General features: G+C 59.5%; 25 protein-coding genes. 14 read left to right on the top strand and 11 right to left on the bottom strand.

Annotated features, from left to right (window positions below; all coding sequences use genetic code 11):
• The 4 genes from Q0O19_RS07085 to Q0O19_RS07070 all read right to left on the bottom strand — a co-directional run.
• Positions 1 to 808 (bottom strand): CoA transferase (locus Q0O19_RS07085; protein ID WP_295521305.1); only part of this gene is annotated, 808 nt, incomplete at its 3' end.
• An 84-nt stretch (positions 809 to 892) separates the two neighbouring features.
• Positions 893 to 1,876 (bottom strand): hydroxymethylglutaryl-CoA lyase, encoded by a 984-nt coding sequence (locus tag Q0O19_RS07080; protein WP_295521304.1) that lies wholly within the window; start codon positions 1,874 to 1,876, stop codon positions 893 to 895.
• Positions 1,873 to 3,075 (bottom strand): CoA transferase, encoded by a 1,203-nt coding sequence (locus Q0O19_RS07075; protein ID WP_295521308.1) that lies wholly within the window; start codon positions 3,073 to 3,075, stop codon positions 1,873 to 1,875. Before Q0O19_RS07075 ends, Q0O19_RS07080 begins: the two co-directional genes overlap by 4 nt.
• Positions 3,076 to 3,092: 17 nt before the next feature.
• Positions 3,093 to 4,064, bottom strand: coding sequence for a tripartite tricarboxylate transporter substrate binding protein (locus tag Q0O19_RS07070; protein ID WP_295521303.1), 972 nt, complete (start codon positions 4,062 to 4,064; stop codon positions 3,093 to 3,095).
• Positions 4,065 to 4,400: 336 nt separating this feature from the next.
• Here Q0O19_RS07070 and gap point away from each other — a divergent pair, with 336 nt between their 5' ends.
• Complete coding sequence (gene gap / locus Q0O19_RS07065; protein ID WP_295521302.1) at positions 4,401 to 5,405, top strand: type I glyceraldehyde-3-phosphate dehydrogenase; 1,005 nt, start codon at positions 4,401 to 4,403, stop codon at positions 5,403 to 5,405.
• Positions 5,406 to 5,484: 79 nt separating this feature from the next.
• Positions 5,485 to 7,374, top strand: a complete 1,890-nt coding sequence (locus tag Q0O19_RS07060) for an AMP-binding protein (RefSeq protein WP_295521301.1) — start codon at positions 5,485 to 5,487, stop codon at positions 7,372 to 7,374.
• 18 nt (positions 7,375 to 7,392) lie between these two features.
• On the opposite strand, the gene Q0O19_RS07055 is transcribed toward Q0O19_RS07060, so the two are convergent.
• Positions 7,393 to 10,308 (bottom strand): DNA topoisomerase III, encoded by a 2,916-nt coding sequence (locus Q0O19_RS07055; RefSeq protein ID WP_295521300.1) that lies wholly within the window; start codon positions 10,306 to 10,308, stop codon positions 7,393 to 7,395.
• A 95-nt stretch (positions 10,309 to 10,403) separates the two neighbouring features.
• Here Q0O19_RS07055 and Q0O19_RS07050 point away from each other — a divergent pair, with 95 nt between their 5' ends.
• Genes Q0O19_RS07050 through Q0O19_RS07035 form a run of 4 tightly spaced genes read left to right on the top strand, consistent with a single transcriptional unit; the run spans position 10,404 to position 12,714 of the window.
• Positions 10,404 to 11,027 carry an SET domain-containing protein-lysine N-methyltransferase gene (locus Q0O19_RS07050; protein WP_295521299.1) on the top strand — a complete coding sequence of 208 codons (624 nt, stop codon included), beginning with the start codon at positions 10,404 to 10,406 and terminating at the stop codon, positions 11,025 to 11,027.
• Positions 11,028 to 11,058: 31 nt separating this feature from the next.
• Positions 11,059 to 11,832: a biotin--[acetyl-CoA-carboxylase] ligase gene (locus tag Q0O19_RS07045; RefSeq protein ID WP_295521298.1), complete on the top strand. Its 774-nt coding sequence runs from the start codon at positions 11,059 to 11,061 to the stop codon at positions 11,830 to 11,832.
• Positions 11,829 to 12,029: a hypothetical protein gene (locus Q0O19_RS07040; protein WP_295521297.1), complete on the top strand. Its 201-nt coding sequence runs from the start codon at positions 11,829 to 11,831 to the stop codon at positions 12,027 to 12,029. Before Q0O19_RS07045 ends, Q0O19_RS07040 begins: the two co-directional genes overlap by 4 nt.
• Positions 12,030 to 12,054: 25 nt before the next feature.
• The gene (locus Q0O19_RS07035; protein WP_295521296.1) at positions 12,055 to 12,714 is read left to right on the top strand and encodes a glutathione S-transferase family protein; all 660 of its coding nucleotides are present in this window, start codon (positions 12,055 to 12,057) and stop codon (positions 12,712 to 12,714) included.
• 6 nt (positions 12,715 to 12,720) lie between these two features.
• Here Q0O19_RS07035 and Q0O19_RS07030 read toward each other — a convergent pair whose 3' ends face one another.
• The 3 genes from Q0O19_RS07030 to Q0O19_RS07020 form a co-directional block, all read right to left on the bottom strand.
• A complete protein-coding gene (locus tag Q0O19_RS07030) occupies positions 12,721 to 14,184 on the bottom strand; it encodes a sensor histidine kinase (RefSeq protein ID WP_295521295.1) in 1,464 nt (487 codons plus the stop codon).
• 49 nt (positions 14,185 to 14,233) lie between these two features.
• Positions 14,234 to 14,908, bottom strand: a complete 675-nt coding sequence (locus Q0O19_RS07025) for a response regulator transcription factor (protein ID WP_295521294.1) — start codon at positions 14,906 to 14,908, stop codon at positions 14,234 to 14,236.
• Between the two features lie 103 nt (positions 14,909 to 15,011).
• Entirely contained in the window at positions 15,012 to 15,473 is a 462-nt protein-coding gene (locus Q0O19_RS07020; RefSeq protein WP_295521307.1) for a MarR family winged helix-turn-helix transcriptional regulator, read from the bottom strand.
• Between the two features lie 206 nt (positions 15,474 to 15,679).
• Between Q0O19_RS07020 and recA the strand changes: the two genes are divergently transcribed.
• Both recA and recX read left to right on the top strand, forming a co-directional pair.
• A complete protein-coding gene (gene recA, locus Q0O19_RS07015; RefSeq protein ID WP_295521293.1) occupies positions 15,680 to 16,717 on the top strand; it encodes a recombinase RecA in 1,038 nt (345 codons plus the stop codon).
• A 23-nt stretch (positions 16,718 to 16,740) separates the two neighbouring features.
• Positions 16,741 to 17,199, top strand: a complete 459-nt coding sequence (recX, locus tag Q0O19_RS07010; RefSeq protein WP_295521292.1) for a recombination regulator RecX — start codon at positions 16,741 to 16,743, stop codon at positions 17,197 to 17,199.
• 49 nt (positions 17,200 to 17,248) lie between these two features.
• Here the strand turns inward: recX and argC are convergent, their stop codons facing one another.
• A complete protein-coding gene (gene argC, locus Q0O19_RS07005; protein ID WP_295521291.1) occupies positions 17,249 to 18,211 on the bottom strand; it encodes an N-acetyl-gamma-glutamyl-phosphate reductase in 963 nt (320 codons plus the stop codon).
• Positions 18,212 to 18,356: 145 nt separating this feature from the next.
• On the opposite strand from argC, the gene sucC reads away from it, so the two are divergent.
• The 5 genes from sucC to Q0O19_RS06980 all read left to right on the top strand — a co-directional run bounded on the left by sucC (position 18,357) and on the right by Q0O19_RS06980 (position 23,445).
• Positions 18,357 to 19,517: an ADP-forming succinate--CoA ligase subunit beta gene (gene sucC, locus Q0O19_RS07000; RefSeq protein WP_295521290.1), complete on the top strand. Its 1,161-nt coding sequence runs from the start codon at positions 18,357 to 18,359 to the stop codon at positions 19,515 to 19,517.
• A 94-nt stretch (positions 19,518 to 19,611) separates the two neighbouring features.
• Positions 19,612 to 20,508 carry a succinate--CoA ligase subunit alpha gene (sucD, locus tag Q0O19_RS06995; protein WP_295521289.1) on the top strand — a complete coding sequence of 299 codons (897 nt, stop codon included), beginning with the start codon at positions 19,612 to 19,614 and terminating at the stop codon, positions 20,506 to 20,508.
• A gap of 129 nt (positions 20,509 to 20,637) precedes the next feature.
• Positions 20,638 to 21,351: a TerC family protein gene (locus Q0O19_RS06990; RefSeq protein WP_295521288.1), complete on the top strand. Its 714-nt coding sequence runs from the start codon at positions 20,638 to 20,640 to the stop codon at positions 21,349 to 21,351.
• 65 nt (positions 21,352 to 21,416) lie between these two features.
• Positions 21,417 to 21,899, top strand: coding sequence for a pilin (locus Q0O19_RS06985; RefSeq protein WP_295521287.1), 483 nt, complete (start codon positions 21,417 to 21,419; stop codon positions 21,897 to 21,899).
• A gap of 124 nt (positions 21,900 to 22,023) precedes the next feature.
• Positions 22,024 to 23,445, top strand: coding sequence for an O-antigen ligase family protein (locus Q0O19_RS06980; protein WP_295521286.1), 1,422 nt, complete (start codon positions 22,024 to 22,026; stop codon positions 23,443 to 23,445).
• A 20-nt stretch (positions 23,446 to 23,465) separates the two neighbouring features.
• Here Q0O19_RS06980 and Q0O19_RS06975 read toward each other — a convergent pair whose 3' ends face one another.
• Positions 23,466 to 23,621 (bottom strand): cyclic pyranopterin monophosphate synthase MoaC, encoded by a 156-nt coding sequence (locus Q0O19_RS06975; protein WP_366939042.1) that lies wholly within the window; start codon positions 23,619 to 23,621, stop codon positions 23,466 to 23,468.
• Between the two features lie 545 nt (positions 23,622 to 24,166).
• Between Q0O19_RS06975 and Q0O19_RS06970 the strand changes: the two genes are divergently transcribed.
• Positions 24,167 to 25,036, top strand: a complete 870-nt coding sequence (locus tag Q0O19_RS06970; RefSeq protein WP_295521285.1) for a hypothetical protein — start codon at positions 24,167 to 24,169, stop codon at positions 25,034 to 25,036.
• Between the two features lie 481 nt (positions 25,037 to 25,517).
• Here the strand turns inward: Q0O19_RS06970 and Q0O19_RS06965 are convergent.
• On the bottom strand, positions 25,518 to 25,666 hold a 149-nt coding region (locus tag Q0O19_RS06965), incomplete at its 5' end, for a cyclic pyranopterin monophosphate synthase MoaC (protein WP_295521306.1).

The raw sequence follows: 25,666 nt of genomic DNA, 5'->3' as shown, positions 1-25,666 counted from the left end.
GGCGAAACAACTCGCCTTGCCCGATCAATGTCAAAAACGTCTCCCATTGCCGGTCGGTGTAAATCAGCACACACACATGGCCGTCACGGGTGGGGTAGGGGCGGCGCTCTTGCACCAGCAAGCGCGGGTAGCCGGTCGGGCCCAAGGTCGGTTCGAAGGTGGCTCCGGCCATGTGCTCGCCCAAGACGTATTGCGCCATGGTCTCAAACATCGGCACTTCGACTGCTTGCCCCACACCCGTCTGGTAGCGGGCAATCACCGCCGCCAAAATGGTGTTGGATGCCATCAGGCCCACCGTGCGGTCCGCCAGCGTGAGCGGCACATACCGCGGCTCACCCCCACTGGCCAAACCAACCAAGCTGGGCACAGCCGCAGCACCCTGGATCAAATCGTCGTAAGCAGGTTTGCCCGCATAAGGGCCTTTTTCGCTGTAGCCATAAAGGCCGGCGTAAATGATGCGCGGGTTGATGGTTTTTAGGCGTTCATGGTCAATGCCCAAGCGCCGCATCGCCTGCGGCCGGATGTTGTAAACCACCACGTCGGCGGTTTTCACCAACTCGAAAAAGGCGTTCAAGCCCTCGGGTTTTTTGAGGTCCAGCACCACACTGCGCTTGTTGCGGTTGACGTGCAAGAAAATCGCGCCCATGCCGGCGTGGCGCATGGGGCCAATGCCCCGCACCGGATCGCCCACAGGCGGCTCGATCTTGACCACATCGGCGCCCAAGTCGGCCATCAGCTGCGTGGCAAAAGGCCCCATCAGCACGCTGGTCAAGTCCAGGATCCGCAGTCCATTCAACGCACCGGCCATGCCGCATTCCTTCCATTGGGATGACCGGATTGTGTCCCCAGCCAGCACTGCCCCCTGTCACCCAAGAGGCCACGGGCAATCTGGCTAACGGGAGGCCGAACGCAGGGCGATCTCATCCCCAACCACCGGACGTGGATGCAGATCCAGTCGCCGACCGGCTTTGAGGATTTGGCTGGGCACCTCATGACCGATCAAACCCGGCAATTGGCGGGCCGCCGCCATGAGCCGGGGCAAGTCCACCCCGGTGTCATAACCCATCAAGGCCAGCGCGTGGACGACCTCTTCGGTGCAGACGTTGCCCGAGGCACCCGGCGCATAAGGGCAGCCCCCAATGCCGCCCAAAGAAGCGTCAAAGCGGTCGGCCCCGGCATCGATGGCCGCCAAGACATTGGCCAAGCCCATGCCACGGGTGTTGTGGAAATGCAAGGTCAGCTCGGTGTGGGGCCAGCGCTCCCGGAAAAGCCGGGTCAGCTCAGCCACCTGCGTGGGGTAAGCCATGCCGGTGGTGTCGCACAGCGTCACGCCACCCGCACCCAGCTCTTCCACATAACGGTGGCACCAATCCAACACCACGGGCATCGGCACATCGCCTTCCATTGGGCAGCCCATGGCGCACGACAGCGAGACGTTGATGGCCACCCCCGTGCCCTGAACGGCCCGGACCACCTCGCTCAACCCGGCATAGGAGCGCTCACGCGTCATGCGCAGGTTGGACACATTGTGGCTCTCGCTGGCCGACATGACCAGGTTCAGCTCATCGGCTTTGGACTCGACCGCACGCTCGGCCCCCCGCACGTTGGGCACCAGCGCGGTGTAGACGATACCGGGTTGGCGGCGAATTTCGCGCAGGACCTGCTCGGCATCGCGCAATGCCGGAATGGCCTTGGGCGACACAAAGGAAGTCACCTCGATCTTGGCCAGGCCGACCTCAGACAAGGCGTTGACCAGGGCGATTTTGTCCTCGGTGGGCACAAAAGCCGCTTCGGCCTGAAGCCCATCGCGGGTACCCACTTCTTGCATGTGGATGCGGCGACCTGCGCCTTGCCAAACCGGCTTGTTTGTGTTCATGCCACCACCTTTTTGTGTCGCAATTGGGCAATCGCCTCCAGGCCCATGCCCAGTTCGGCCAGGACCGCATTGGTGTCATCGCCCAGCTTGGGGGCTGGACTGCGCACCTGACCGGGTGTGCCCATCAATTTGGGCACGATGCCCGGCACGTCGATCTCATGGCCGTCGCGGGTTTTCTGCTTGAGGATCATGTCGCGGGCGCGGTAGTGGGGGTCTTCCACAATGTCTTTCGCGGTGTAAACCCGACCGGCCGGCACGCTGGCCTCGCCCAAAGCGAGCAACACATCGGCCACATGGCGGGTCTGCGTCCAGGCTTCGATGGCCGCGTCCAGCTCCTGAACGCGGGCGACACGGCCAGCGTTGTTGGCCAGCGCCGGGTCTTGGCCCAAGTCCTCACGCGCAATGACCTGCATCAGGCGCTTGAAAATGCTGTCCCCGTTGCCGGCAATCAAGACCACACCATCGGCGCAGCGGTAAGCGTTGGACGGGGCAATGCCCGGCAAAGCGGAGCCCGCAGGCTCACGAACGGCCCCAAAGGCGCTGTATTCAGGGATCAGGCTTTCCATCACGTTCAGAACCGCCTCGTTGAGCGCCACATCGATCACCTGACCCTGACCGCCATTGACCTTGCGGTGATACAGCGCCATCAGCACCCCAATGATGCCGTGCAGAGCCGCCAAGGTGTCCCCTATTGAAATGCCGCAACGCACGGGAATGCGATCGGCCTCGCCCGTCAAGTGGCGCAGTCCCCCCATGGCTTCGCCAATGACGCCAAAGCCCGGCAAATCGCGGTAGGGACCGGTCTGACCGTAACCCGAGATGCGCAGCATCACCAAGCCGGGGTTGGTTTTCGCCAAGGTCTCGTAGTCCATGCCCCAGCCTTCCATCGTGCCAGGGCGGAAGTTCTCGATCAGCACATCGGCTTGAGCAATCAATTGGCGGGCAATGTCCTGGCCCTCGGCGCTGCGCAGGTCCAAGGCGATCGAGCGTTTGTTGCGCGACTGCACTTGCCACCAGACCGACGTACCGTCTTGGAGCATGCGCCAATTGCGCAGCGGATCGCCCGCGCCAGGGGGCTCGATTTTGATGACATCGGCGCCAAAGTCGCCCAAGGTCTTGGCGGCAAAAGGCCCGGCAATGAGCTGGCCCATTTCGACCACGCGCAAGCCTTTGAGTGCACCTGGCGTCAGTTGTGGCATGTTCATGCGACTTGTCCTCAGTCGATGGTCGCGCCAGAGTCCTTGACAATCTTGGCCCAACGCGGCAGATCGTCGCGCACCAGCTGCGCAAACTGCTCAGGCGTGGACTTGTAGGGCTCACAGCCCACGCCCGCCAAGCGCTCCTGCGCATCTTTGGAATCGAGCGCCTTGGCGATGGCGGCATTGAGCTGCGTCACAATGTGTTTCGGTGTTCCTGCGGGCGCAAACACGCCATACCAAGGGGTGGAGCCAAAGCCCTTGACCGTCTCTGCGATGGTGGGCGAATCGGGCAGAGCGGGCAAACGATTGGGGTTGACCACGCCCAACACTTTGACTTTGCCCGAGCGAATGAAGGCAATCGACGACGGCAGGCTCTGAACGGACACCTGCACCTGCCCCGCCACCAAGTCGGTCACTGCGGCAGCCGCGCCCTTGTAGGGCACATGCACCAAGTCAATCCCTGTGGCTTTGCCCAGCATTTCGCCAATCAAATGGTTGAGCGTGCCATTGCCTGCCGAGCCGATGTTGATCTTGCCCGGCTGCTGTTTGGCCAAGGCAATCAGCTCGGCGGTGTTTTTGGCTGGAAACGCCGGGTTGGCCACCAACACATAGCCGGCCGTGGCGACCGTGCCCACAGGCTCGAAGTCCTTGAGCGGGTCAAAACCCGTGCTCTTGTAGAGCGCAGGGTTGATGACCATCGAACTGTCCGCTGTGACCATCAGGGTGTAGCCATCCGCTTTGGCACGGGCAGCAGCCACCGTCCCCACATTGCCGCCAGCGCCCGTGCGGTTTTCGACGATGAACGACTGGCCGAGCTGCTCGGTCAACTTCAGGGCGATCACACGGGCAATCGCATCGTTGGCACCACCTGCCGCCTGGGGCACGATGACCGTGACGGGCTTGCTGGGGTATTGGTCCTGCGCGGCGACCCCACCAGTTGCGGCCAATGAAAGGGCCAGGGTCACAAGGGTTCTGCGGCGGTTGAGCATGAGGCTTCTCCTTGAGGTCTTGGGTTCAGTTAACAACCAGGGGCTGGTGACACGCTGACGTGCTTCGCAGGCCCGAATATGCCCTGCATTGTGCCGCGTGATGCCCGTGACATCAAAGTTGCTGTGACCCCACAAAAAAACCGCCTGCCCCTTGCAGGGCAGCCGGGCAGCGACAGTCTGTGGGCCTGCACACGCAGGCCTGAACAGTTACAAAACCAGAACAAACCCTTTCGCGAAACGCGAAATGTAACAAAATTACAATAAATGTCTTAACATGGTTACATGGGCATACAGACAAATGCTGTGTCAACCCCCACCCCCCTGAAAGAGTCAAACATGAGCACCAAGATCGGTATCAATGGTTTTGGCCGCATTGGCCGCATGGTGTTGCGCGCTGCGGTGCAAAACTTCCAGGACGTCGAGATCGTTGGCATCAACGACTTGCTGGAGCCTGAATACCTGGCCTACATGCTGGAATACGACAGCGTGCACGGGCGCTTCAAGGGCACGCTGGCGGTGGAAGGCTCGACCTTGATCGTGAACGGCCAGCGCATCCGCCTGACACAAGAACGCGACCCGGCCAACCTGAAGTGGAACGAGGTCGGTGCCGACGTGGTGATCGAGGCCACGGGCCTGTTCCTGGACAAAGACAGTGCGGGCAAACACTTGGCCGCAGGGGCCAAGAAGGTGGTCATGTCAGCGCCTTCCAAAGACGACACACCGATGTTTGTGTTCGGCGTGAACCACGGCACCTATGCTGGCCAAGCCATCATCAGCAACGCCAGTTGCACCACCAATGCGCTGGCGCCCATCACCAAAGTGCTGAACGACAAATGGGGTATCAAGCGGGGCCTCATGACCACCGTGCATGCCACCACCGCCACCCAGAAAACCGTGGACGGCCCGAGCAACAAGGATTGGCGAGGCGGTCGCGGCATTCTGGAAAACATCATCCCCAGCAGCACCGGCGCGGCCAAGGCCGTGGGCGTGGTGATTCCCGAGATCAAGGGCCGACTCACCGGCGTGGCGGTGCGCGTGCCCACCAGCGATGTGTCGCTGGTGGATTTGACGGCCGAGCTCAGCAGCCCGGCGACCTATGCCGAGATTTGCGCCGAAATGAAAGCGCAAAGCGAAGGCGCGCTCAAGGGCGTGCTGGGTTACACCGGAGCCAAAGTGGTGTCCACCGATTTCAGGGGCGAGGTGTGCACCAGCGTGTTCGACGCCGAAGCCGGCATGGCTTTGGACAGCACCTTCGTCAAGGTCATGGCTTGGTACGACAACGAGTGGGGCTACTCGAACAAATGCGTGGAGATGGCGCGGGTGGTGGCGAACAAGGTTTGAAGTCACCCCAGCGCAGGACAGAACGGCGTCAAGCCACCTGCGTGACAAAGCAGGGGCGGTGCGCTGGCTAACATCGCGCATGCACCTGACCGCTTCATCTCCCGTTCAATCCCGCGCCGACCTCCAGCGCATCGAGTCCACGCCTTTGAGCCAGGCCATGCCCTGGTCCAGCACCTACGCGCTGATTCGCGCCAGTGCCGAGTTCCACGCCGAACGGCCCGCGCTCACCTTCTTGAGCACTGGCCTGCCCGGCGGACCGTCCACCACGTGGACTTACCGTGACTTGCTGCAAGGCATCCACCAAACGGCCAATTTGCTGCACGGCTTGGGCACAGGCCCGCAAGACGCCGTGGCCATCTTGCTGCCCGGCGGACTGGCTTACCACCTGGCCCTTTGGGGGGGCGAAGCCGCGGGCATTGTGCAGCCACTCAACCCTTTGCTGAGCGAAGAAAAATTGCTGTCGCTGCTGCGGGCCAGCCAGGCCAAGGTGCTGATCGCGCATGGCCTGGACGATGACAGCCAGATGCGTGACAAAGCGCTGCGTCTGCAAGCCCAATTGCCCCACTTGAAAAGCGTGCTGCTGGTCCACCCGGATGGGCAACTGTTGCCGCCAGGGCTGCCTGCAGCTGCCCAAGACTTCCATGGTTTGCGCCTTCAACAGGTCAACGACCGGCTGCTGAGCGGGCGGGTTTTCCAGCCGCGCGACATCGCGGCCTACTTCCACACCGGGGGCACCACCGGGGCGCCCAAACTGGCGCGGCACAGCCATGGTGCGCAGGTCTTCACCGCTTGGGCCAACGCCACCATGCAAGGCTTTCAACCGAGCGATGTGACGATCAATGGCTACCCGCTGTTCCATGTGGCCGGGGTGCTGCCCGGCGCACTGTGTTCTTTGGCGGTGGGCATGCACGTGCTCATTCCCACGCCCAGCCTGTTTCGCAACCGCGACGTGGTGCACAACTACTGGCGCTTGGTGGAGCACCACGGCTGCACACTGATGTCGGGCGTGCCCACGGTTTTGGCCGCCTTGGCGGGTGTGCCGCTGGATGGCGCTGACGTGTCTCGTCTGCGCGCCGTGCGCACAGGCGCTGCGCCTTTGCCACCCGAGCTGGCGCAACGCTTTGAGCACACCTTCGGTTTGCAGATCAACGAAAGCCTGGGCATGACCGAGACCGCTGGCTTGAGCACCGTCGCCCCACCGGGCCTGAGCGCCCCTGCGGGTTGCGTGGGTTGGCCTTTGCCGCACGCGCGGGTACGCATTGTGGCCTTGAACAGCGACGACCAGGCCACCGGACAAGACCTGCCTGCTGGCGAAAAAGGCATGGTGCTCTACAAAGGGCCGAATCTTTTTTCAGGCTATCTGGATGCGCTCGAGACCGCCCGCAGTTTCACGCCAGACGGCTGGCTCATCACGGGCGATGTGGGTTTTTTGGACAAACAAGGCCGCTTGCACCTGTCGGGCCGCGCCAAGGATTTGATCATCCGTGGGGGGCACAACATCGACCCCAAGGTGATCGAGGACGCCTTGGGTGCGCACCCCGCCGTGGAGTTGTGCGCCGCCGTGGGGGCGCCCGACGCCTACGCGGGCGAACTGCCGGTGGCCTTTGCCACGCTCAAACCCGGCAGCGTGGTGAGCGAAGCCGAACTGCTGGCCTTCACCGCCGCACGTGTGGACGAGGCCCCGGCACGCCCCAAATCCATCACGGTGCTGACACGCATGCCGGTGACCAACGTCGGCAAGATTTACAAACCCGAGTTACGCACCCTGGCCACAGCGGCGGTGGTCCAGCATCTGATCGACCAGGGGTTCGCGTCCGTTCAGATGCCCGCTGCGCACCGGCCTCACGTGCAAGCCGTGGGCGATGGGCCGGTGGCGGTGGACGCCCGTGCCACAGCCGCTGAAGTTTGGGCCGTCCTGCAACCGCAGCTCGCCGCCTTGCCCGCCAAGCTGGTGCTGTGGGGCCCGTGAGAGACTGCGTGGGCAGGCTCAGCTCAAGTGCTTGCCGATGATCCCGGCCAACTCGAACATGGTGGCGCTGTCCTTGCCAAACACGGCTTGGAGTTTGCCATCGGCCCGGATGGAGCGCTTGTCTGCCGGGTCCTGCAGGTTGTGGGCCTTGATGTAGTCCCAGATCTTCTTGACCACTTCAGTGCGTGCGTAGGTGCCGTCGCCGATCACCGCGGCCAGTGAGGCGCTGGGTTTCAAAGTACCCACAGCGGCTTTGCGCGGCGCTTTGGGTGCGGCGGTTTTGGCGGCTTTTTTGGCAGCGGGTGTTTTGGCCGCCGCTTTCTTCACCGCCACTTTGCCAAAAGGCGTCTTTTTGGCTGCCGTCTTGCGGGGTGGGTATTTCTTGCCCCCTTCACGCTGCTCAAACTCAAACGTCACCTTGCCCTCTTCGGGGTTCCAGGCCAACATGGCCTTGAAGCTGCGGCGCGTGCGGTTGCTGATGAACTTGTCGAGCACATCGGTCTTGCCGGTCGCCAGCAATTTGGCCACCTGATCCCGTTCGACCGATTGCTGCAAGATGATCTTGCCGCTCTTGAAGTCACAGCTGGGCGTGGCCTGCGCGTGGGTGGGCACGGCTTTGCTGCACACGTAGTTGCTGCCGTGCTCGTGCACCGGGCTGCCGCACTTGGGGCACACGCCCAGCGATTCGTCGGTGAATTCGACGATCTCGCCACTGTCCTCTTTCTTCTTGTCGTCACCGAAATCGAATTCCAACTTCCAGTTTTTCTCTTCTTCGTTGTACTTGAGCGCCATCTCCGCCACAAAAGGCCAGCCCGCTTTGGAGCGGAAGCCGTCCAATGGGCCAATTTTCTTGTCGCGCATGAATTGCTCGACTTCGGCTTGTTCAAAAGTCCTTCCCGCTGGCGATTTGCCAAACGAGAAGCCGCAACCGTCGCTGGCGCCGTCAGCCCCGTTGCAGGTGTACCTGCGGTAGTTTTCTTTGACCACGCCCCCACAGTTGGGGCAGGGTGCTGCCAATGTGGCGTAGTCGCCGGGTACGGTGTCGCGGTCGTACTCTTTGGCTTTCTTGACGATGTGCTCGGTCATGGCCGCGATCTCGGCCATGAACGTGGCGCGGCTCAACTTGCCTTGCTCCATTTGCGCGAGCTTGTATTCCCATTCACCCGTCAGTTCGGGCTTGGACAGTTCTTCCACCTGCAGGCCGCGCAGCAGCGTCATGAGCTGGAAGGCCTTGGCCGTCGGGATCATCTCGCGGCCCTCGCGCAACATGTATTTTTCGTTGATCAGGCCTTCGATGATGGCGGCGCGGGTGGCCGGCGTGCCCAGGCCTTTTTCCTGCATGGCTTCGCGCAGCTCGTCGTCGTCAACCATCTTGCCCGCGCCTTCCATGGCGCCCAGTAAAGTGGCTTCTGAATAGCGCGCCGGTGGTCGGGTTTTGAGGCCCTTGGCGTCGACCGACTCCACACCCACCTGTTCGCCCACTTGCACCGGCACCAAGTTTTGGCCTTTGTCACCGTCTTTGGCGTCTTCCACTTCGGCCGCGGCTTCTTTGCCATAAATGGCGAGCCACCCCGGCTTGACCAGCACCTTGCCCACGGTCTTGAAACTATGACCTGCCGCCACGCTGATGCGGGTAGTCACCTGGTATTCGGCGCTGGGAAAGAACACGGCCATGAAGCGACGCACCACCAGGTCATACAGCTTTTGCTCGGCCTCAGAGAGGCCGCTGGGCGCTTGCAACGTGGGGATGATGGCGAAGTGGTCCGACACTTTTTTATTGTCGAACACGCGCGGGATCTTGCGCACGTAGCTGTTGTTCAGCGCCGTGAGCGCGTGCGGGGCCAAGTGCTTCATGCCGGAGTCGGCCAGCATCTCCAACGTTTGTTTGGCCACCGGCACATAGTCTTCGGGCAAGTGGCGCGAATCGGTCCGCGGGTAGGTCAGGGCTTTGTGGCGCTCGTACAGGCTTTGCGCCAGCGCCAGCGTGGTCTTGGCCGAAAAGCCGAACTTGCCGTTGGCTTCGCGCTGCAAACTGGTCAGGTCAAACAAACCGGGGCTCGCTTGCGAGGTGGGGGTGGCCTCTTCGGTCACGCTGGCGGTCTTGCCGCGAACAGCATCGACAATGGCTTGCGCCTCAGCAGCCGTCCATTTCCGGTCGGCTTTCTTTTCGGCGTCTTCTTCTTTTTTCCACTTGGGGTCGAACCACTTGCCGGGGTAGGTGCCAGCAGCAGCGGCGAACTCGGCGTGGATTTCCCAATAGTCACGGCTGACAAACTTGCGGATCTGCTCTTCGCGTTCGACCACCACGGCCAGCGTGGGGGTTTGCACCCGACCCACGGTGGTCAAAAAGAAACCGCCATCGCGCGAGTTGAACGCGGTCATGGCCCGTGTGCCGTTGATGCCCACCAGCCAGTCGGCCTCCGAGCGGCTGCGGGCGGCGTCGGCCAAGCCCTGCATCTGCTGGTTGCTGCGCAGGTTGTCAAAACCGTCGCGGATCGCTTGGGGCGTCATGGACTGCAGCCACAGGCGCTGCACGGGCTTGTCCAGCGTTTTAGCGCCCCCAGCGTACTGCTCGATCAAACGGAAAATCAATTCCCCCTCACGCCCCGCGTCACAGGCGTTGATGAGGGCGTTCACGTCCTTGCGTTTGGCTTGTTTGACCACAGCAGACAGGCGGCTCTTGGTTTTGTCCACCGGCTTCAAGTCAAAGTGGGGCGGGATCACGGGCAAGTTGGCAAAGCTCCATTTGCCACGCTTCACGTCGTACTGCTCAGGCGCCTGGATCTCCACCAAGTGCCCCACAGCGCTGGTCACGACGTAGGTGTCGTTCTCAAAGTGGTCGTCGTGTTTTTCGAACTTGCCCGAGGTCGGGGTCAAGGCTTTGACGATGTCTTGAGCCACCGAAGGCTTCTCTGCAATTACCAATGTCTTCATGTCATTACAATCCGTTGTCTCGCGTGTGCGCACGCGCCCGGGCACGCGCTCACGCGCACGCCCACATGAATTCACCATAACAAATTTTTCACGCCGTGCCCAAAACCCCCGTTTCCTCCCCCAGCCGCTCCACCCCGAGTGCCTCAGGCAAACGCATCCAGGTGCGCCGCTCTGGTGTGCACGGCAAAGGCGTCTTCGCGCTGCAAGACATTGCCGAAGGTGAGACCCTGATCGAGTACGTGGGCGAAGTCATCAGTTGGGACGAGGCACAAGAGCGCCACCCCCATGACCCGAATGACCCGAACCACACCTTCTACTTCCATGTGAACGAAGACCGGGTCATTGACGCGCTGTTTGGCGGTAACTCCTCGCGCTGGATCAACCACAGCTGCAACCCCAACTGCGAAGCCGATGAAGACAATGACCGCATCTTCATCAAGGCGATCCGCAACATCGTTGCGGGTGAAGAGCTGAACTACGACTACGGCCTGATCATTGACGAGCCCTACACCAAGAAGCTCAAGGCCGAATACCCCTGCTGGTGCGGCGCCAAGAACTGCCGTGGCACGCTGCTCTCGCCCAAAGAGCGCAAAGACAAGCCCAAGATCCCCAAGCAGAAAAAAGCCAAGGCCAAAAAGCCTGTGAAAGACGCCAAAGTGGCCAAGCCCGCCAAGCCCGCCAAGGCGAAAAAGTCCCAGAAATCGGCCAAAAAGCGCTGACCCCTTTTGGCCTGCTGCCACTGCCCCTCGGATGATCACCCCTTGGCCCTCTGAAGCAATTTGGGAGCAGGTGTATCCCTTGTTGCCCGACTTCACGGTCGAGGTGCTGCCCGAAATCGATTCGAGCAACAGCGAACTGATGCGCAGGGCACGCGCAGGTCAGTACGAAGCCACCTTGTTGGTGGCCGAGCGCCAAACTGCTGGGCGCGGGCGTATGGGACGTGTCTGGGAAAGCCAGCCTGGCGGCTCACTCACCTTTTCCATCAGCCTGTCCATGGCACCCCGAGACTGGTCCGGCCTGTCCCTGGCCGTGGGCCTGAGTTTGGCGGAAAGCCTGCACCCGGGGGTGCGCCTGAAATGGCCCAACGACCTGTGGCTCGAGGACCGCAAGCTGGGCGGCATTTTGGTGGAAGCGGCCAGCATGGCCGGGCGCAGCCAAGTGGTGGTGGGTGTGGGCCTGAACATCCGACCCCGCGTAGCCGACGGCCTCAACACCGCGCCGGCGGCCCTGACCGAATTGCTGCCCGACTTGACGGCCACCGCTTGCCTGGCACGCGTGGCTTTCCCGCTGATCCAGACGCTGCGCACGTTCGAGCACGATGGCTTTGCGCCCCTGCAAGACCGGTTTGCATCGCGCGACGTGCTCAAGGGCCGCCGGGTGTATACCAGCGATGGCCAAGTGGGTGAGGCGCTCGGCGTCGGCCCCTCAGGTGCCCTGCGTTTGCAAACCGCTGCGGGTCTGCAAGAGATCCACAGCGCCGAAATCAGCGTGCGCCCCTTTTCTGTGCAGGACCCCCGCCCATGACCCGTTTTCTGATCGCCGTGTTGTTGCTTTTGAATGCCGCCACACTGGCTTGGCAGTGGGACGCTTTTGCACGCTGGGGCTTTGGCCCCCACACCGCACGCGAGCCCGAGCGGCTGGGACAACAGATTCGCCCCGAAGCCCTGACCATTGAAAGCCCTGAAGCCACCGCGAAACGTCTGGCCGCTGAAACCCCTTGAAAACCCACTGAAAACGGAGATTGCCATGAGCCTGAAACTTTATTTCGCCCCCGGTGCCTGCTCTTTTGTGCCCCATGTGCTGCTGGAAATGAGCGGCGCCGCGTTTGAGCCGAGCATGGTCAAGTTGCACAAAGGCGAGCAAAACAGCGCCGAGTACCAAGCCATCAACCCGCGCGGCCAAGTGCCCGTGTTGGTGAACAACGGCCAACCGATCACCCAAATTCTGGCCATCGCCCTGCACCTGGACCAGGTGTTCCCTGAAATGGGTTTCCTGCCCACCGAGCCGCTGGCACGCGCCCAAGCCTTGTCGACTTTGGCTTGGATGAACAACACCGTGCACCCGACGTTCACCCACATCTTCATGCCGCAAAAGTTCTCGGACCTGCCCGAAGTGCAAGCGGCGCTCAAGCCTTACAACATCCAATTGTTTCGGGGCATGTTGGGTGAATTGCAAGCACTGGTGCAAGCCGCTGCGAACCAAGGCCAAGCTTGGCTCAGCGGTGACCGCTTCGGCCCGCTCGATGCTTACAGCCTGACCCTCACCCGCTGGGGCACGATCGCCGGCATCACCGCCCAAGAGCACCCTGCGCTGTGGGCTTTTGTGCAAAAAGTGGCGGCAGAGCCTGCCGTCGCTCGGGTGATCGAGCGCGAACGCTTGCAGCTCAACATGGGCCAACCCGCTTGAACGGGTTCAAGCCATAGGACTGAAGCGCAGCGTAAAACAAGCGCCCGGCGGGTTGTGCCCAGGGTGTGATGCCTCCACGGTGATGGTGGCCCCATGCTGCTGCGCGATTTCCTTGACGATGGGCAGGCCCAACCCCGAGCCGTCCACATTGGTGCCCAGCATCCGGTAAAAGGGCTGGAACACCAAGTCTCGCTCGGCCACCGGAATGCCGGGACCGTTGTCCTCGACCTGCATGACCAAGGCTTTGCTGTAGGGGTCCACCAACACCCTTAACGTGACCACGCCTTGGCGCTCGGGTGTGCTGGGCGTGTAATGGGCGGCGTTTTCAACCAGGTTGCGCAACATTTCCTTGAGCAAGACGGGGTTGCCCATCACCTGTGCGCCCGGCGTGCCCACAAACACCCCCTCGTAGCCCAGGTCCAGGCCTTTGTCCATGGCACCCGGCAAGCAGTCTTGCAAGACATCTCGGGCCAGCGTCACCATGTCGCAACTTTGCTGCGACTGTTGCACACCGCCACCTTCTGCGCGGGCCAGTGACAACAACTGGTTGACGGTGTGGGTGGCCTGCACGCTGGCGCGGCCGATCTGCTGAAGTGATTTCTTCAAGTCCTCTTCACTGGAGCCCGAACGCTGCGCCAAATCGGCCTGCATGCGCAAACCGGCCAGCGGGGTTTTGAGCTGGTGCGCCGCATCGGCCAAGAAGCGTTTTTGCGTGACGATGGAGTCTTTCAACCGTTCCAGCAGGTCGTTCACCGACACCACCAAAGGAGCCACCTCCATGGGCACGGCTTTGTCATCCAATGGGCTCAGGTCGTCTGGTTTGCGTGCACGGATACGCTCTTCCAGCTGTGACAAGGGCTTGATGCCGCGCACCAGCGCCAACCAAACCAAAAGAACGGCCAACGGCAACAAGGCGAACTGGGGCAGCATCACGCCCTTGATGATCTCTGCGGCCAATACCGAGCGCTTTTCGCGGGTTTCGGCCACTTGCACCAAAGCCGGGTGCTTGCCTTCGGCATCGAGCTGAATCCAGGTGTAGGCCACACGCACTTCCAGACCGCGCATTTCATCGTCGCGGATGTGCACCTCGTAACTGCGGCCCTTGTCTTGTTCCCCGGGCGGCATGGGCAAATCACGCTCACCACTCAAATGCTCTTTGGCCGCACCGAGCACTTGGTAATAGACCAAATCGGTCTCGTCCGCTCGCAGCAACTCGCTGGCAGGCTGGGGCAAGTTGAACTGCACGCGTTTGTCGGGGCCGAGCTTGACCTGCTGGGCCAAGGCCTGCACGTTGTAGACCAAAGCGCGGTCAAAGGGTTTGTTGGCCAGGCCTTGCGCCACCAACCAGGTCAGCGCCAAGCTGATCGGCCACAGCAAGAGCAGCGGCGTGAGCATCCAGTCGAGGATTTCCCCGAACAAGGAGCGTTGTTCACGCTTGAAAAGACGCACATTCCAGCCGCGAGACTTCATGACCGTGATGCCCTGTCTGGTGCGGTGGAGCGGTCAGATCACCAAGCGATCAGCCTGGGATCTTTTCGAGGCAATAACCCAAGCCGCGCACCGTGGCGATGCGGATCGGGCCTTTTTCGATCTTTTTGCGCAAGCGGTGGATGTACACCTCGATGGCGTTGTTGCTGACCTCTTCGCCCCATTCGCACAGCCGCTCGACCAGTTGGTCTTTACTCACCAGACGGCCTGCGCGTTGCAGCAGCACCTCCAGCAGCCCCAACTCGCGGGCCGACAACTCGACCATCTTGCCGTCGATGGTGGCCACACGGCCAGATTGGTCGTAAATGAGCGGGCCGTGTTTGATTTGCGATGTGGCACCGCCCATGCCTCGGCGGGTGAGGGCACGCACACGGGCTTCGAGCTCTTGCAGGCTAAAAGGCTTGGCCATGTAGTCGTCGGCGCCGTCGTCCAGCCCTTTGACGCGTTCTTCCACGCTGTCGGCAGCGGTGAGTATCAGCACCGGCAGAACAGACCCACGGGAGCGCAAACGCTTGAGCACTTCCAGCCCGTGCATTTTGGGCAAGCCCAAGTCCAAAATCAGCAAATCGAATTCGTTGTTGGTCATCAAGGCCGCATCGGCCTCGCTGCCACTGGCCACATGGTCCACCGCCGCGCCCGCGCTGCGCAGCGTGCGCAACAAACCATCGGCAAGTACCTGGTCGTCTTCGGCTATCAGAATGCGCATGTCTGTCTCCTCTTGTTGTGGCTGCCGCTTGGGCGTTTGAGTCCCGCCTCGTTGATTCTAGTGTCAGGTTTAAGCCTTGCGGCCGATGGTCACGTTCTTTGCCTCAATGGGCGTAAGCCTCCAGACCCAGTGCGACCACCGTGGCCACGTCTTTGCCGACCGCTTCGCGGAACTCGGCCTCGGCTTGGGCCACCGCATCCTTGAAGGCTTGCAACCAAGCCAAACCCACGGGCGTGAACACCACACGCCGAGCCCGTGCATCCAAAGGGTCAGGTTCGCGTTGCACCAAACCCCAAGCCGAGCATTGGTCCACCAAATCGCCCATGGCCTGCTTGCTCATGCCAGCAGCGCGGGCCAAGTCGGTCAAACGCGAGCCACCCAAACCCAAATGTCGCGTGATGTGCACATGCGCAGCGCTGATCTGGTCACGCGAAGCCAAGTTGGCCAAGGCCAGCGGCACACCCTCGTTGCCCGCCATCAGGTGCAGTACGCGCTCGTCAAAACGGCGCATGGCGTGGCCCAGCAAACGGCCCAAATGCGTTTGGCGCCAGCGGTCGTCGTGCATCTCCAATCTTTCGGGTGGGGTGTTTTCTGTCGCGGCCAGGTTGGGATTGAGGGAAAATGTCATGGTCTCACATGGTAAGGTAAACTGACTAAAAATAGTGTTTACAGTTTTATACAGTCCGTTTACAGTACTGTTCAAACATCCAGTAAACAGCACATCGCTGCTGAACCCGGTGCCCCAACCCATTGATATTCAAGGAGATTCCCATGCGCGACGACAACAGCGAAAAGTCCAAAGCCCTGCAAGCCGCCCTGGCCCAGATTGAAAAACAATTCGGCAAAGGCACCATCATGCGCCTGGGCGAAGGCGAGGTCATCGCCGACATCCAGGTGGTCTCCACCGGCTCTTTGGGCCTGGACATTGCACTGGGCGTGGGCGGTTTGCCCCGCGGCCGCGTGATCGAGATCTACGGCCCTGAATCTTCCGGCAAAACCACCCTGACCTTGCAGGTCATCTCCGAGATGCAGCGCTTGGGCGGCACCTGCGCCTTTGTGGACGCCGAACACGCCCTGGACGTGCAGTACGCCCAAAACCTGGGCGTCAACCTGCAAGAGCTGCTGGTCAGCCAACCCGACACCGGCGAACAAGCCCTGGAAATCGTGGACAGCCTGGTGCGCTCTGGCGCGGTCGATCTGGTCGTCATCGACTCAGTGGCCGCCCTGACGCCCAAGGCCGAAATCGAAGGCGACATGGGCGACAGCCTGCCCGGCCTGCAAGCCCGCCTGATGAGCCAAGCCCTGCGCAAGCTGACCGCCACCATCAAGAAAACCAACTGCACCGTCATCTTCATCAACCAGATCCGCATGAAGATCGGTGTCATGTTCGGCAGCCCAGAAACCACCACCGGTGGCAACGCGCTCAAGTTCTACGCTTCTGTGCGCCTCGATATCCGTCGCACCGGCACCATCAAGAAAGGTGACGACGCGATCGGCAACGAGACCAAAGTCAAGGTGGTCAAAAACAAAGTCGCGCCGCCCTTCAAGACGGCCGAGTTCGACATCCTGTTTGGCGAAGGCATCAGCCGCGAAGGCGAAGTGATTGACATGGGCGTCACCGCCAAAATCGTCGACAAGTCGGGGGCTTGGTACGCCTACCAGGGCGAAAAAATCGGCCAAGGCCGTGACAACGCCCGCGAATTCCTGCGCGAAAACCCTGCGCTGGCGCGTGAAATCGAAAACAAAGTGCGTGAATCGCTGGGCATCCGCGTGCTCGAGTCGGCCATTGCCGTACCCAAAGGCGAATAAGAGGCCACGGACGGAGCCTGCGCTTGAACAAACCCGGTTTTCAGCCCTCGCTCAAAGGCCGCGCCCTGCGGCTTTTGAGCCAGCGCGAGCATTCGCGCGTGGAACTGGAGCGCAAACTGGCGCCACACGAAGAGGTGCCCGGCGAACTGGCCAAAGCCTTGGACGAGTTGCAAGCGCGTGACTTCATCAACGATGGCCGCGCCATCGACTCGGTGGTCCACCGCCGCTCAGGCAAGCTGGGCGCAGCACGCGTCAAGCAAGAACTGGCGGCCAAAGGCTTGTCCGGCGAGGCGGTGGCCTTGGCCTTAGAAGGTTTGCGCGAAACCGAGCTGGACCGCGCATGGGGGGTCTGGCGCAAAAAGTTTGGTCGCCCAGCCCAAGATGCGAACGCGCGAGCCAAACAAATCCGGTTTTTGCTGACTCGGGGGTTCAACGCCGAAGTCGTGCGCAAAGTGGTGCAGGGCGCAGAAGACGACCTGTGAGCGGCATGGGTTCACGCTCACCGGCACGTCCCAACCGACGACGTGCTTGTTACAAATCCAGCATCAACTGGATGTTTTGAACCGCAGCACCACTGGCGCCTTTGCCCAAGTTGTCCAAGCGGGCGATCACCACCGCATGGCGGGCCTCTTCGTTGGCAAACACCCTGATTTCAAGCTGGTTGGTGTCGTTGAGCGCAGTGGCATCGAGTTTGGCATCTTGCGTCGCGGGCAGCACGCTGACCCAGCCCCCTGCCGACTGGCTGGCTGCATAGTGCGCATGCAAAGCGTCGTGCAAGTCGGCCGCCGTCGGTTTGCCGGGCAAGGTGTCCAAGTGCAAAGGCAACTGAACCAGCATGCCTTGGCGAAAATTCCCCACCGCAGGCACAAACAAGGGGCGACGGGTCAGCCCGGTGTAGCGCATGATTTCAGGGATATGCTTGTGCTTGAGGGTCAGAGCATAGGCCTCAAACAGCGGCGCTCGGCCCGCTTCGTGGTCTTCGATCATGCTGCGGCCTCCACCGGAGTAGCCGCTCACTGAAGGCAAACAAAGCGGGAAATCCACCGGCACCAAGCCGGCATCGACCAAAGGCCGCAAGATGGCAATCGCCCCTGTGGCGTAGCAACCCGGGTTGGCCACGCGCTGGGCCTGACGTACGGCCGCCGCCTGATCGGCCGCCAACTCGGGAAAGCCAAACACCCAGTCGGGGTGGCAGCGGTGGGCGGTGGAAGCGTCGACGATGCGTGGCTTGTGGCCAGACAGGCTGTCGACCATGGCCACGGACTCGAGGGCGGCATCGTCATGCAGGCACAACACCACCAAATCGGCTGCCGCCATGCGCTCGCGCTTGGCTTCAGGGTCTTTGCGCCGGGCCGGATCGATGCTGAGCACCTCGATCTGGGGCATCTGCGCCAGCCGCTCGCGAATCTGCAAACCGGTGGTGCCTGCTTCGCCGTCGATGAATATTTTGGCCATGGGGGTGACTTTCTCAAGAAATCTGGTCTTCAGCGTCATGCCAATGTAAGACGCAAGGCTCAGGATTGGTGCATTGCAGCATGATACATTCCAAGGCTGCAGTGTCCAGAGCCTGCTGGCGGGCCCTTCTGAAGCAGGCGCCGCGGCGGACCGGTCGAGTTTCCACCCCTCTGAGAGAGCCCTCATGAAGATTCACGAGTACCAAGGCAAGGAAATCTTGCGTCAATTCGGTGTGCCAGTCCCACGCGGCATCCCAGCATTCACCGTTCAAGAGGCGGTTGAAGCCGCTCAAAAATTGGGCGGTCCGGTTTGGGTGGTCAAAGCCCAGATCCACGCCGGTGGCCGTGGCAAAGGCGGCGGCGTCAAAGTGGCCAAAACCATCGACGATGCCAAACGCATCTCTGGCGAGATTCTGGGCATGCAGCTCAAGACCCACCAAACCGGCCCCGAAGGCCAAAAAGTGCGACGCCTGTACATCGAAGACGGCGCTGACATCCACAAAGAATATTACGTGTCCGTGGTCACCGACCGCGCCTCACAAAAGATCGCTTTCATCGCTTCGAGCGAAGGCGGCATGGACATCGAAGAGGTGGCCCACAGCACCCCAGAAAAAATCATCACCGAGTTCATCGACCCCTTGACAGGATTGGGCGACGAACAAGCCAAGAAGATTGCCGACGCCATCGGCATGCCTGCCGACTCCACCGCACAAGCCGTGGACATCTTCAAAAAGCTTTACCAGTGCTACATGGAGACCGACGCTTCTTTGGTGGAAATCAACCCCCTGAACCGCGACAGCAAGGGCAACGTGATGGCTTTGGACGCGAAGTTCAACTTCGACGCCAACGCCTTGTTCCGTCACCCGGAAATCGTGGCCTACCGCGACTTGGACGAAGAAGATCCGGCTGAAGTGGAAGCTTCCAAATTTGATCTGGCCTACATCAGCCTGGATGGCAACATCGGTTGCTTGGTCAACGGTGCTGGCCTGGCCATGGCCACCATGGACACCATCAAGTTGTTCGGTGGCGAGCCTGCCAACTTCTTGGACGTGGGCGGCGGCGCAACCGCTGAAAAAGTGACTGAAGCTTTCAAAATCATGTTGGGCAACAAGAATGTCAAAGGCATTTTGGTCAACATCTTCGGCGGCATCATGAAGTGCGACACCATCGCCAGCGGCGTGATCACCGCTTGCAAGGCCGTGAACCTGTCCGTGCCACTGGTGGTGCGCATGAAGGGCACCAACGACGAGCTGGGCAAGAAAATGCTGGCCGAATCCGGTTTGCCGATCATCTCGGCCGACACCATGGCCGAAGCCGCGACCGCCATTGTGGCCGCCGTTAAGTAAATGTCTTTGTGGGACAGATCTTTAGCTCTGTCCTCAACTGATTAACTTTGCGGGACAGATCTTGAGCTTTGTCCCCAACTGATTAGGAAAACCCATGTCGATCTACATCAACAAAGACACCAAAGTCATCACCCAAGGCATCACCGGAAAAACCGGTCAGTTCCACACGGAAAAGTGCCAGGAATACGCGAACGGCAAGAACTGCTTCGTCGCGGGCGTGAACCCCAAGAAGGCTGGCGAGTCCATCTTCAACATCCCCATCTACGCCTCGGTCAAAGAAGCGGCTCACAACACAGGCGCGACCGTGTCCGTGATTTACGTGCCGCCAGCAGGCGCTGCCGCGGCCATTTGGGAAGCTGTCGAAGCCGACCTTGATTTGGCCATTTGCATCACCGAAGGCATTCCCGTGCGTGACATGCTCGAAGTGCGCAACAAAATGAAGGCCAAAGAAGCCGCAGGCGGCAAGCGCACTTTGCTGCTCGGCCCCAACTGCCCCGGTCTCATCACCCCTGATGAAATCAAGATCGGCATCATGCCCGGTCACATCCACCGCAAAGGCCGCATCGGCGTGGTGTCCCGTTCGGGCACTTTGACCTATGAAGCCGTGGCCATGCTGACCGAAGTGGGTCTGGGCCAGTCCAGCGCCGTCGGTATCGGTGGCGACCCGATCAATGGCTTGAAGCACATTGACGTGATGAAGGCTTTCAACGACGACCCGGACACCGACGCCGTCATCATGATCGGTGAAATCGGCGGGCCGGACGAAGCCGAAGCTGCTCAGTGGTGCAAGGCCAATATGAAAAAGCCCATCGTGGGCTTCATCGCAGGTGTGACGGCCCCTCCCGGCAAACGCATGGGCCATGCAGGCGCCTTGATTTCGGGCGGCGCCGACACGGCCGACGCCAAGCTCGCCATCATGGAAGAGTGCGGTTTCATCGTCACGCGCAACCCGTCTGAACTGGGCAAACTGCTCAAGGCTCAGCTGAAGTAAACTCTGTGCCGCAGACGGGCGGCTGTGGTTTGACACCCTACCGAAGCCGGATGTCCTGCAGGACCATCCGGCTTTCCGTTTTTTGAACACAAGTTTCGCCAAGTCTCAAAGTGCGATCAAAGGAACACCGTGGAAGAATTTCTGACCCCTCAATTCTGGTTCGCTGTCGGCCAGATCATCATGATCGACATCCTGCTGGGTGGCGACAACGCTGTGGTGATTGCATTGGCATGCCGCCAACTGCCCGATCATCAACGCACCAAAGGCATTTTGTGGGGCACTGCAGGCGCCATTGTCTTGCGCGTGATCCTGATTTTCTTTGCGCTGACATTGCTGGCCATTCCTTTCCTCAAGTTCGTGGGCGCGCTCTTGCTCATTTGGATTGGCGTGAAACTGCTGACCCCTGATGAAGACGACCACAGCAACATCCAGGGCAGCGACAAGCTCTGGGGCGCCATCAAAACCGTCATCATTGCCGACTTGGTCATGAGCGTGGACAACGTGATTGCCATCGCGGGTGCGGCCCAAACTTCTGGCAACGCCGACCACCAAATGCCTTTGGTCATCTTCGGCCTGCTGGTCAGCATCCCCATCATCGTCTGGGGCAGCCAGTTGGTCCTGAAACTGATGGACCGCTTCCCGATGATCATCACCGTGGGCGGCATGCTCTTGGGTTGGATCGCTGGCACCATGATCCAAACAGATCCAGGTTTGGTCAACTACATTCCCCAAGACAAAGCATGGGGTTATGGCTTGGGCATTGCGGGTGCTGTGCTGGTCCTTGCATTGGGCAAGTTCATCCAGTCGCGGCGCACAGGAAAGATCGAAGAGCCCTCTGCGTGATGGTGCCATGGTGAACTTTGGTTCTATCTATTACCATTGATCACCATTCACCAGGGAGGGAAACCATGGCCAAAAACCAGCAAGGTTTGACATTGATCGAGTTGATGATCGTGATCGCGGTCATCGGCATTTTGGGTGCACTGGCTTTACCGGCGTATCAGGATTACGCCATCCGGGCCAAAGTGTCTGAAATGCTGTTGGCGGCGAACGCTTGTAAAACGGCCGTCAATGAGGCCATCAGCTCTTCTGCCGATGCCAATGTGTCTGCGGCCTTGCCCAAGGTCTGCGACAGCCAGACCAGCAAGTTCGTGGCCAGTGTGGCGGTCGATGGCAATGGGGTGATCACCGTGGTGGGCCAGCATGAGGCGCTGCGCGGCAGCACCAGCGCTTCGGCCAATGCCATTGCCCTGACGCCCCTGCAAACGGGTGACACCCCGGTCAACGGCAACGCCGATGGGGGCAAAACCATCTCGGGTTGGCGCTGCGGCCCGGCCAGCAGCAATGGCTTGCCGGTCAAGTACTTGCCCGCTTCATGCAAAGCGTCTTGAACGATTTTTGCACCCCCCAACGCCCTGCTCAACCCAGGGCGTTTTGCATGGTGATGACCGCGTGTTGAGCACCCTCTCACACAGCAACGGCCAGAGAAAATTCGGCTTTCTGCAGACCCTTTTTTTGGGACTGCTGTTGGTGCTGCCGTGGGTTGCGCCTTGGTCACCCGGGCCACAAGCCAACACCGTGCCCTTGCTCGTCAGTTGGGGCTGCATCGGTGGTCTTTTGATCGTAGGCCTGCGCATCACCCCACTGGACATGGCCAGAGCCTGGGCCATCGCCGCCCTGATGAGCAGCGCCATGGGGCTGATCCAATACTTTGGGGCTGCCGAAGGCCTCAGCCCATGGCTGCATGCGTCAGCATTGGGTGATGCAGGCGCCAACTTGCGCCAGCGCAACCAACTGGCCACCTTGCTGGCCATCGGCGTCTTGGCCGTGCTGTGGTGGCAAGCCCATGGCCTCCCAACCCGGCACGCCTTGTGGATGCTCGCCCTTTTGGCCACAGGCCATGCCGCCACCTCGTCGCGCACCGGTTTGCTGCACATGCTGCTCATTTGCAGTTTGGTCGTGTACTGGGCCTACCGCTCTCGGCGGCAATGCCACCGGCTGTCAACAAGCTTAAGCCTTTGGGCCTTGGCCGTTTACTTGCTGTGCAACTGGGCCTTACCTTGGGGCTTGAGCATGCTGTCTGGACAAGACATCACCGATGCGTTGGCCCGCATGGGGGTCGATGAAGGTTGTGGCAGTCGTCGTGTGTTGTGGGGGAATGTGCTGCACCTGATTGGGCAAAAGCCATGGTGGGGCTGGGGTTGGGACGAGCTCAAATACGCCCACTACATCACGGCCTATGGCGGTGGACCCGAGCAACGGTTCTGCAATATTTTGGGCAACGCCCACAACTTGCCCTTGCATGTGGCTTTCGCGCTGGGCATCCCGGTCGCTGTCGCATGCGGTCTGTTGCTGCTGACCGCCTTGGCACGCGCGCGGCCTTGGATGAGCAACAGCACAAATCATCAGTTGGCCTGGTCGGTGCTGGCCGTGATCGGCTTGCACAGTCTGCTGGAGTATCCGCTTTGGTACGGCCCATTTCAAATGGCAGTGCTGTTGTGCGGGGTGTTGCTGCTGGATACCCAACCCGGGATCCAAGCTCGCACAGCACGCCGCTTGCAATGGGTGGGCAGCTTGATGTTGGTGGCCGTTTGCATGGTGGGCGCTGACTATGTGCGTGCACGCCAAATTTACATGCCCGCTGACCAGCGCTGGCCGATGTGGCGTAACGACCCCATGGGCGCCGCCCGCAGCAGCTGGTTTTTCAAGCGTGCAGCGACTTTTGCCGAAGTGACCACCACGCCCATCACCCCAGAAAACGCAGCGTGGATCTTGGCCACCAGCCAAGAGATGCTGCACTACTCACCCGAACCCAAGGTGGTGCGCCAGCTGATCTTGAGTGCGCACAGGCTCGGACGTCAGGACTTGGTTGAACTGCATGCAGCCCGCTGGCAAGCCGCATTTCCTTCAGAGCCGCTGCCTGGGCGAAAGCTCTGACACAAGACCCATCGGAGCGCTCACTTCCCCGCCACAAAGCTCCCCGACTTGCCCCCATGCTTTTCCAGCAAGGTCACGCCGTTCATGGTCATGCCCCGGTCCACGGCTTTGCACATGTCGTAAATGGTGAGCAGGGCGAATGGAGGAGCAATACAAATCAACAACTTAGCCTCCACAGGCTGAGCGTCTTGACCTGTTTTCTGTCGGGTTAGTGGGACAAAATTGGGACAAGATTTCCTGCCTGCTGTCAGCGTACGTTATCCGTTAAGTTTGTCGAGGTCGCGTTCAATGCCGATACTGGGTCAAATTTCACCAGCTGCGACCCCACCCCACCAAATTCTGAAATAGGGCCCCCTCAGACAAGGTGAACCACGATTCGCTCAAACGATTTGAAATTTGAGGAATCTCCATCTAATGTTGGACAACTGGGTAGTGTTGGTATGTAGTCCGGACATCATGGGTCAAGCCTTCAAAAAGAAGCCAAAACCATCTTCAGCTTACCCCCATCCAACTTAATTGGAGATGGATTAGTCCGACCACCTTTGCATTGTGTTGTGTTCTGACGATTGCAAAAGGGTTGGTAGCCGTAACCGAGTCTATAACCGCTTTAGAGAGGTCTAAGTTGCCAAGCGTATCTTTTCATCAACTACTGGATCATAACCATTGACTGCTCTTAAAATTACAGGTATTGTAAAGCTTATAAATATCAAGAAAGTCTATTATGCGTTCAAGAAAAAAATTCCATTACAAATCGCTATGTGTATTTTTAGGAATTACTTTATTATCAAGCAGCCTGATGGCAACTGATACTTATGACCCAATAACCAATCAGTTAAGTATTCCTTCAGTAAAAGTTGGAACATCGACATATAATAATGTTGTTATAACAGTAGGCAACATTGTTAGTGTTGGTGGTGCCTCAAGCACGCAAAGTGCTGAAGGCCTCTGGAGTGGCACTACATCTACTGGTTACGAATTAAATTCTTTAGTTCTTGAAAACAATGAATTCTGGACCATTGTTGGGAAAACAATTGGTGATGTCTTTTATGTTTTCGGTTTTAGCAATGGTGCGGCCTCAGTTAATGCCAATAGTTACTCCTCATTCTTTAGAGAGTACACCGCAACCACCTCTGTACTTGGTTACGGCACTGGAACGGTAACTACAAATACAAAAATATCGGGAACAGTAACAACAACATCTGGAAATACTACACAAAACACAACTATATCTATGACTCCTCCTAGCGCTTCTCTATACGACTACAACAAAAATGCAAATATAAATGAAGTTGTCGGCAACTGGACTGGCAGTTTTTTATCAGGCTATTCTGGAACAGTTCAAGTTTTAAGCAATGGACAAGTGACTGGCATAACAAATGGATGCAACTTCAGCGGGTCTTTTAGTCCAAGAAGTTCTGGTAAAAATGCTTTCGACTTCTCTTTGGTTAATGGCTCTGGTTGCTTTATTCCTGGATATAAATCATCTGGGATTGCGATTTCCTATATTACCAGTAGTGGAAAAAGGCAACTGATTGCTGCCAGCACTAACGATACTAAAACTCAAGGCGACTTGTTTTTTGCACAGCGTTGATTATCATCACTATATTTTAGATGAAGCTGCCAATAATCATCTCAAAACCCTGGGGAAAGCGATACTCTAAATATAACACTGAGCTTTGAAAATATAAAAATTTTTACCCGGAGTTTGCCGGATGTCTGTTTCCGACACACTGATTACATACACTAACTGAGCGGAGCTTTCGGACTTGATTATTCAACTGCCCTATCAGCATCTCTGGCACACCAATTTCATCAGCTAGGCATGACTTGATCGCACCTGATGCTCCATCAAAACGTCCCTTCACTTTGTATAACTGTGCAACTTCCAAAAGGTCTTGCACGTACGGTTCATGCGTTTTTCCAAGAATCAATGTCTGGGTAGCCTCGGCATCGAATGCGGCCCTGCCATCCATTGCCGTAATGTCTGAACGATGCCATCTCTGCTCCTGACTGGGACAGAAATGCGACAAGGCCTCAAACTCAAGATGAGTCCATCGTTGATTCTTAGGCGTTCACTTCCCCGCCACAAAGCTCCCCGACTTACCCCCATGCTTTTCCAGCAAGGTCACGCCGTTCATGGTCATGCCCCGGTCCACGGCTTTGCACATGTCGTAGATGGTGAGCAGGGCGACTTGCACGGCCGTCAAGGCTTCCATCTCGA

The sequence above is a fragment of the Limnohabitans sp. Rim8 genome (genome assembly GCF_945869175.1).
Taxonomy (GTDB): domain Bacteria; phylum Pseudomonadota; class Gammaproteobacteria; order Burkholderiales; family Burkholderiaceae_C; genus Limnohabitans_A.
Note: the sequence above shows the minus strand (reverse complement) of the source record. Positions and strands in the feature narration are given on the sequence as shown.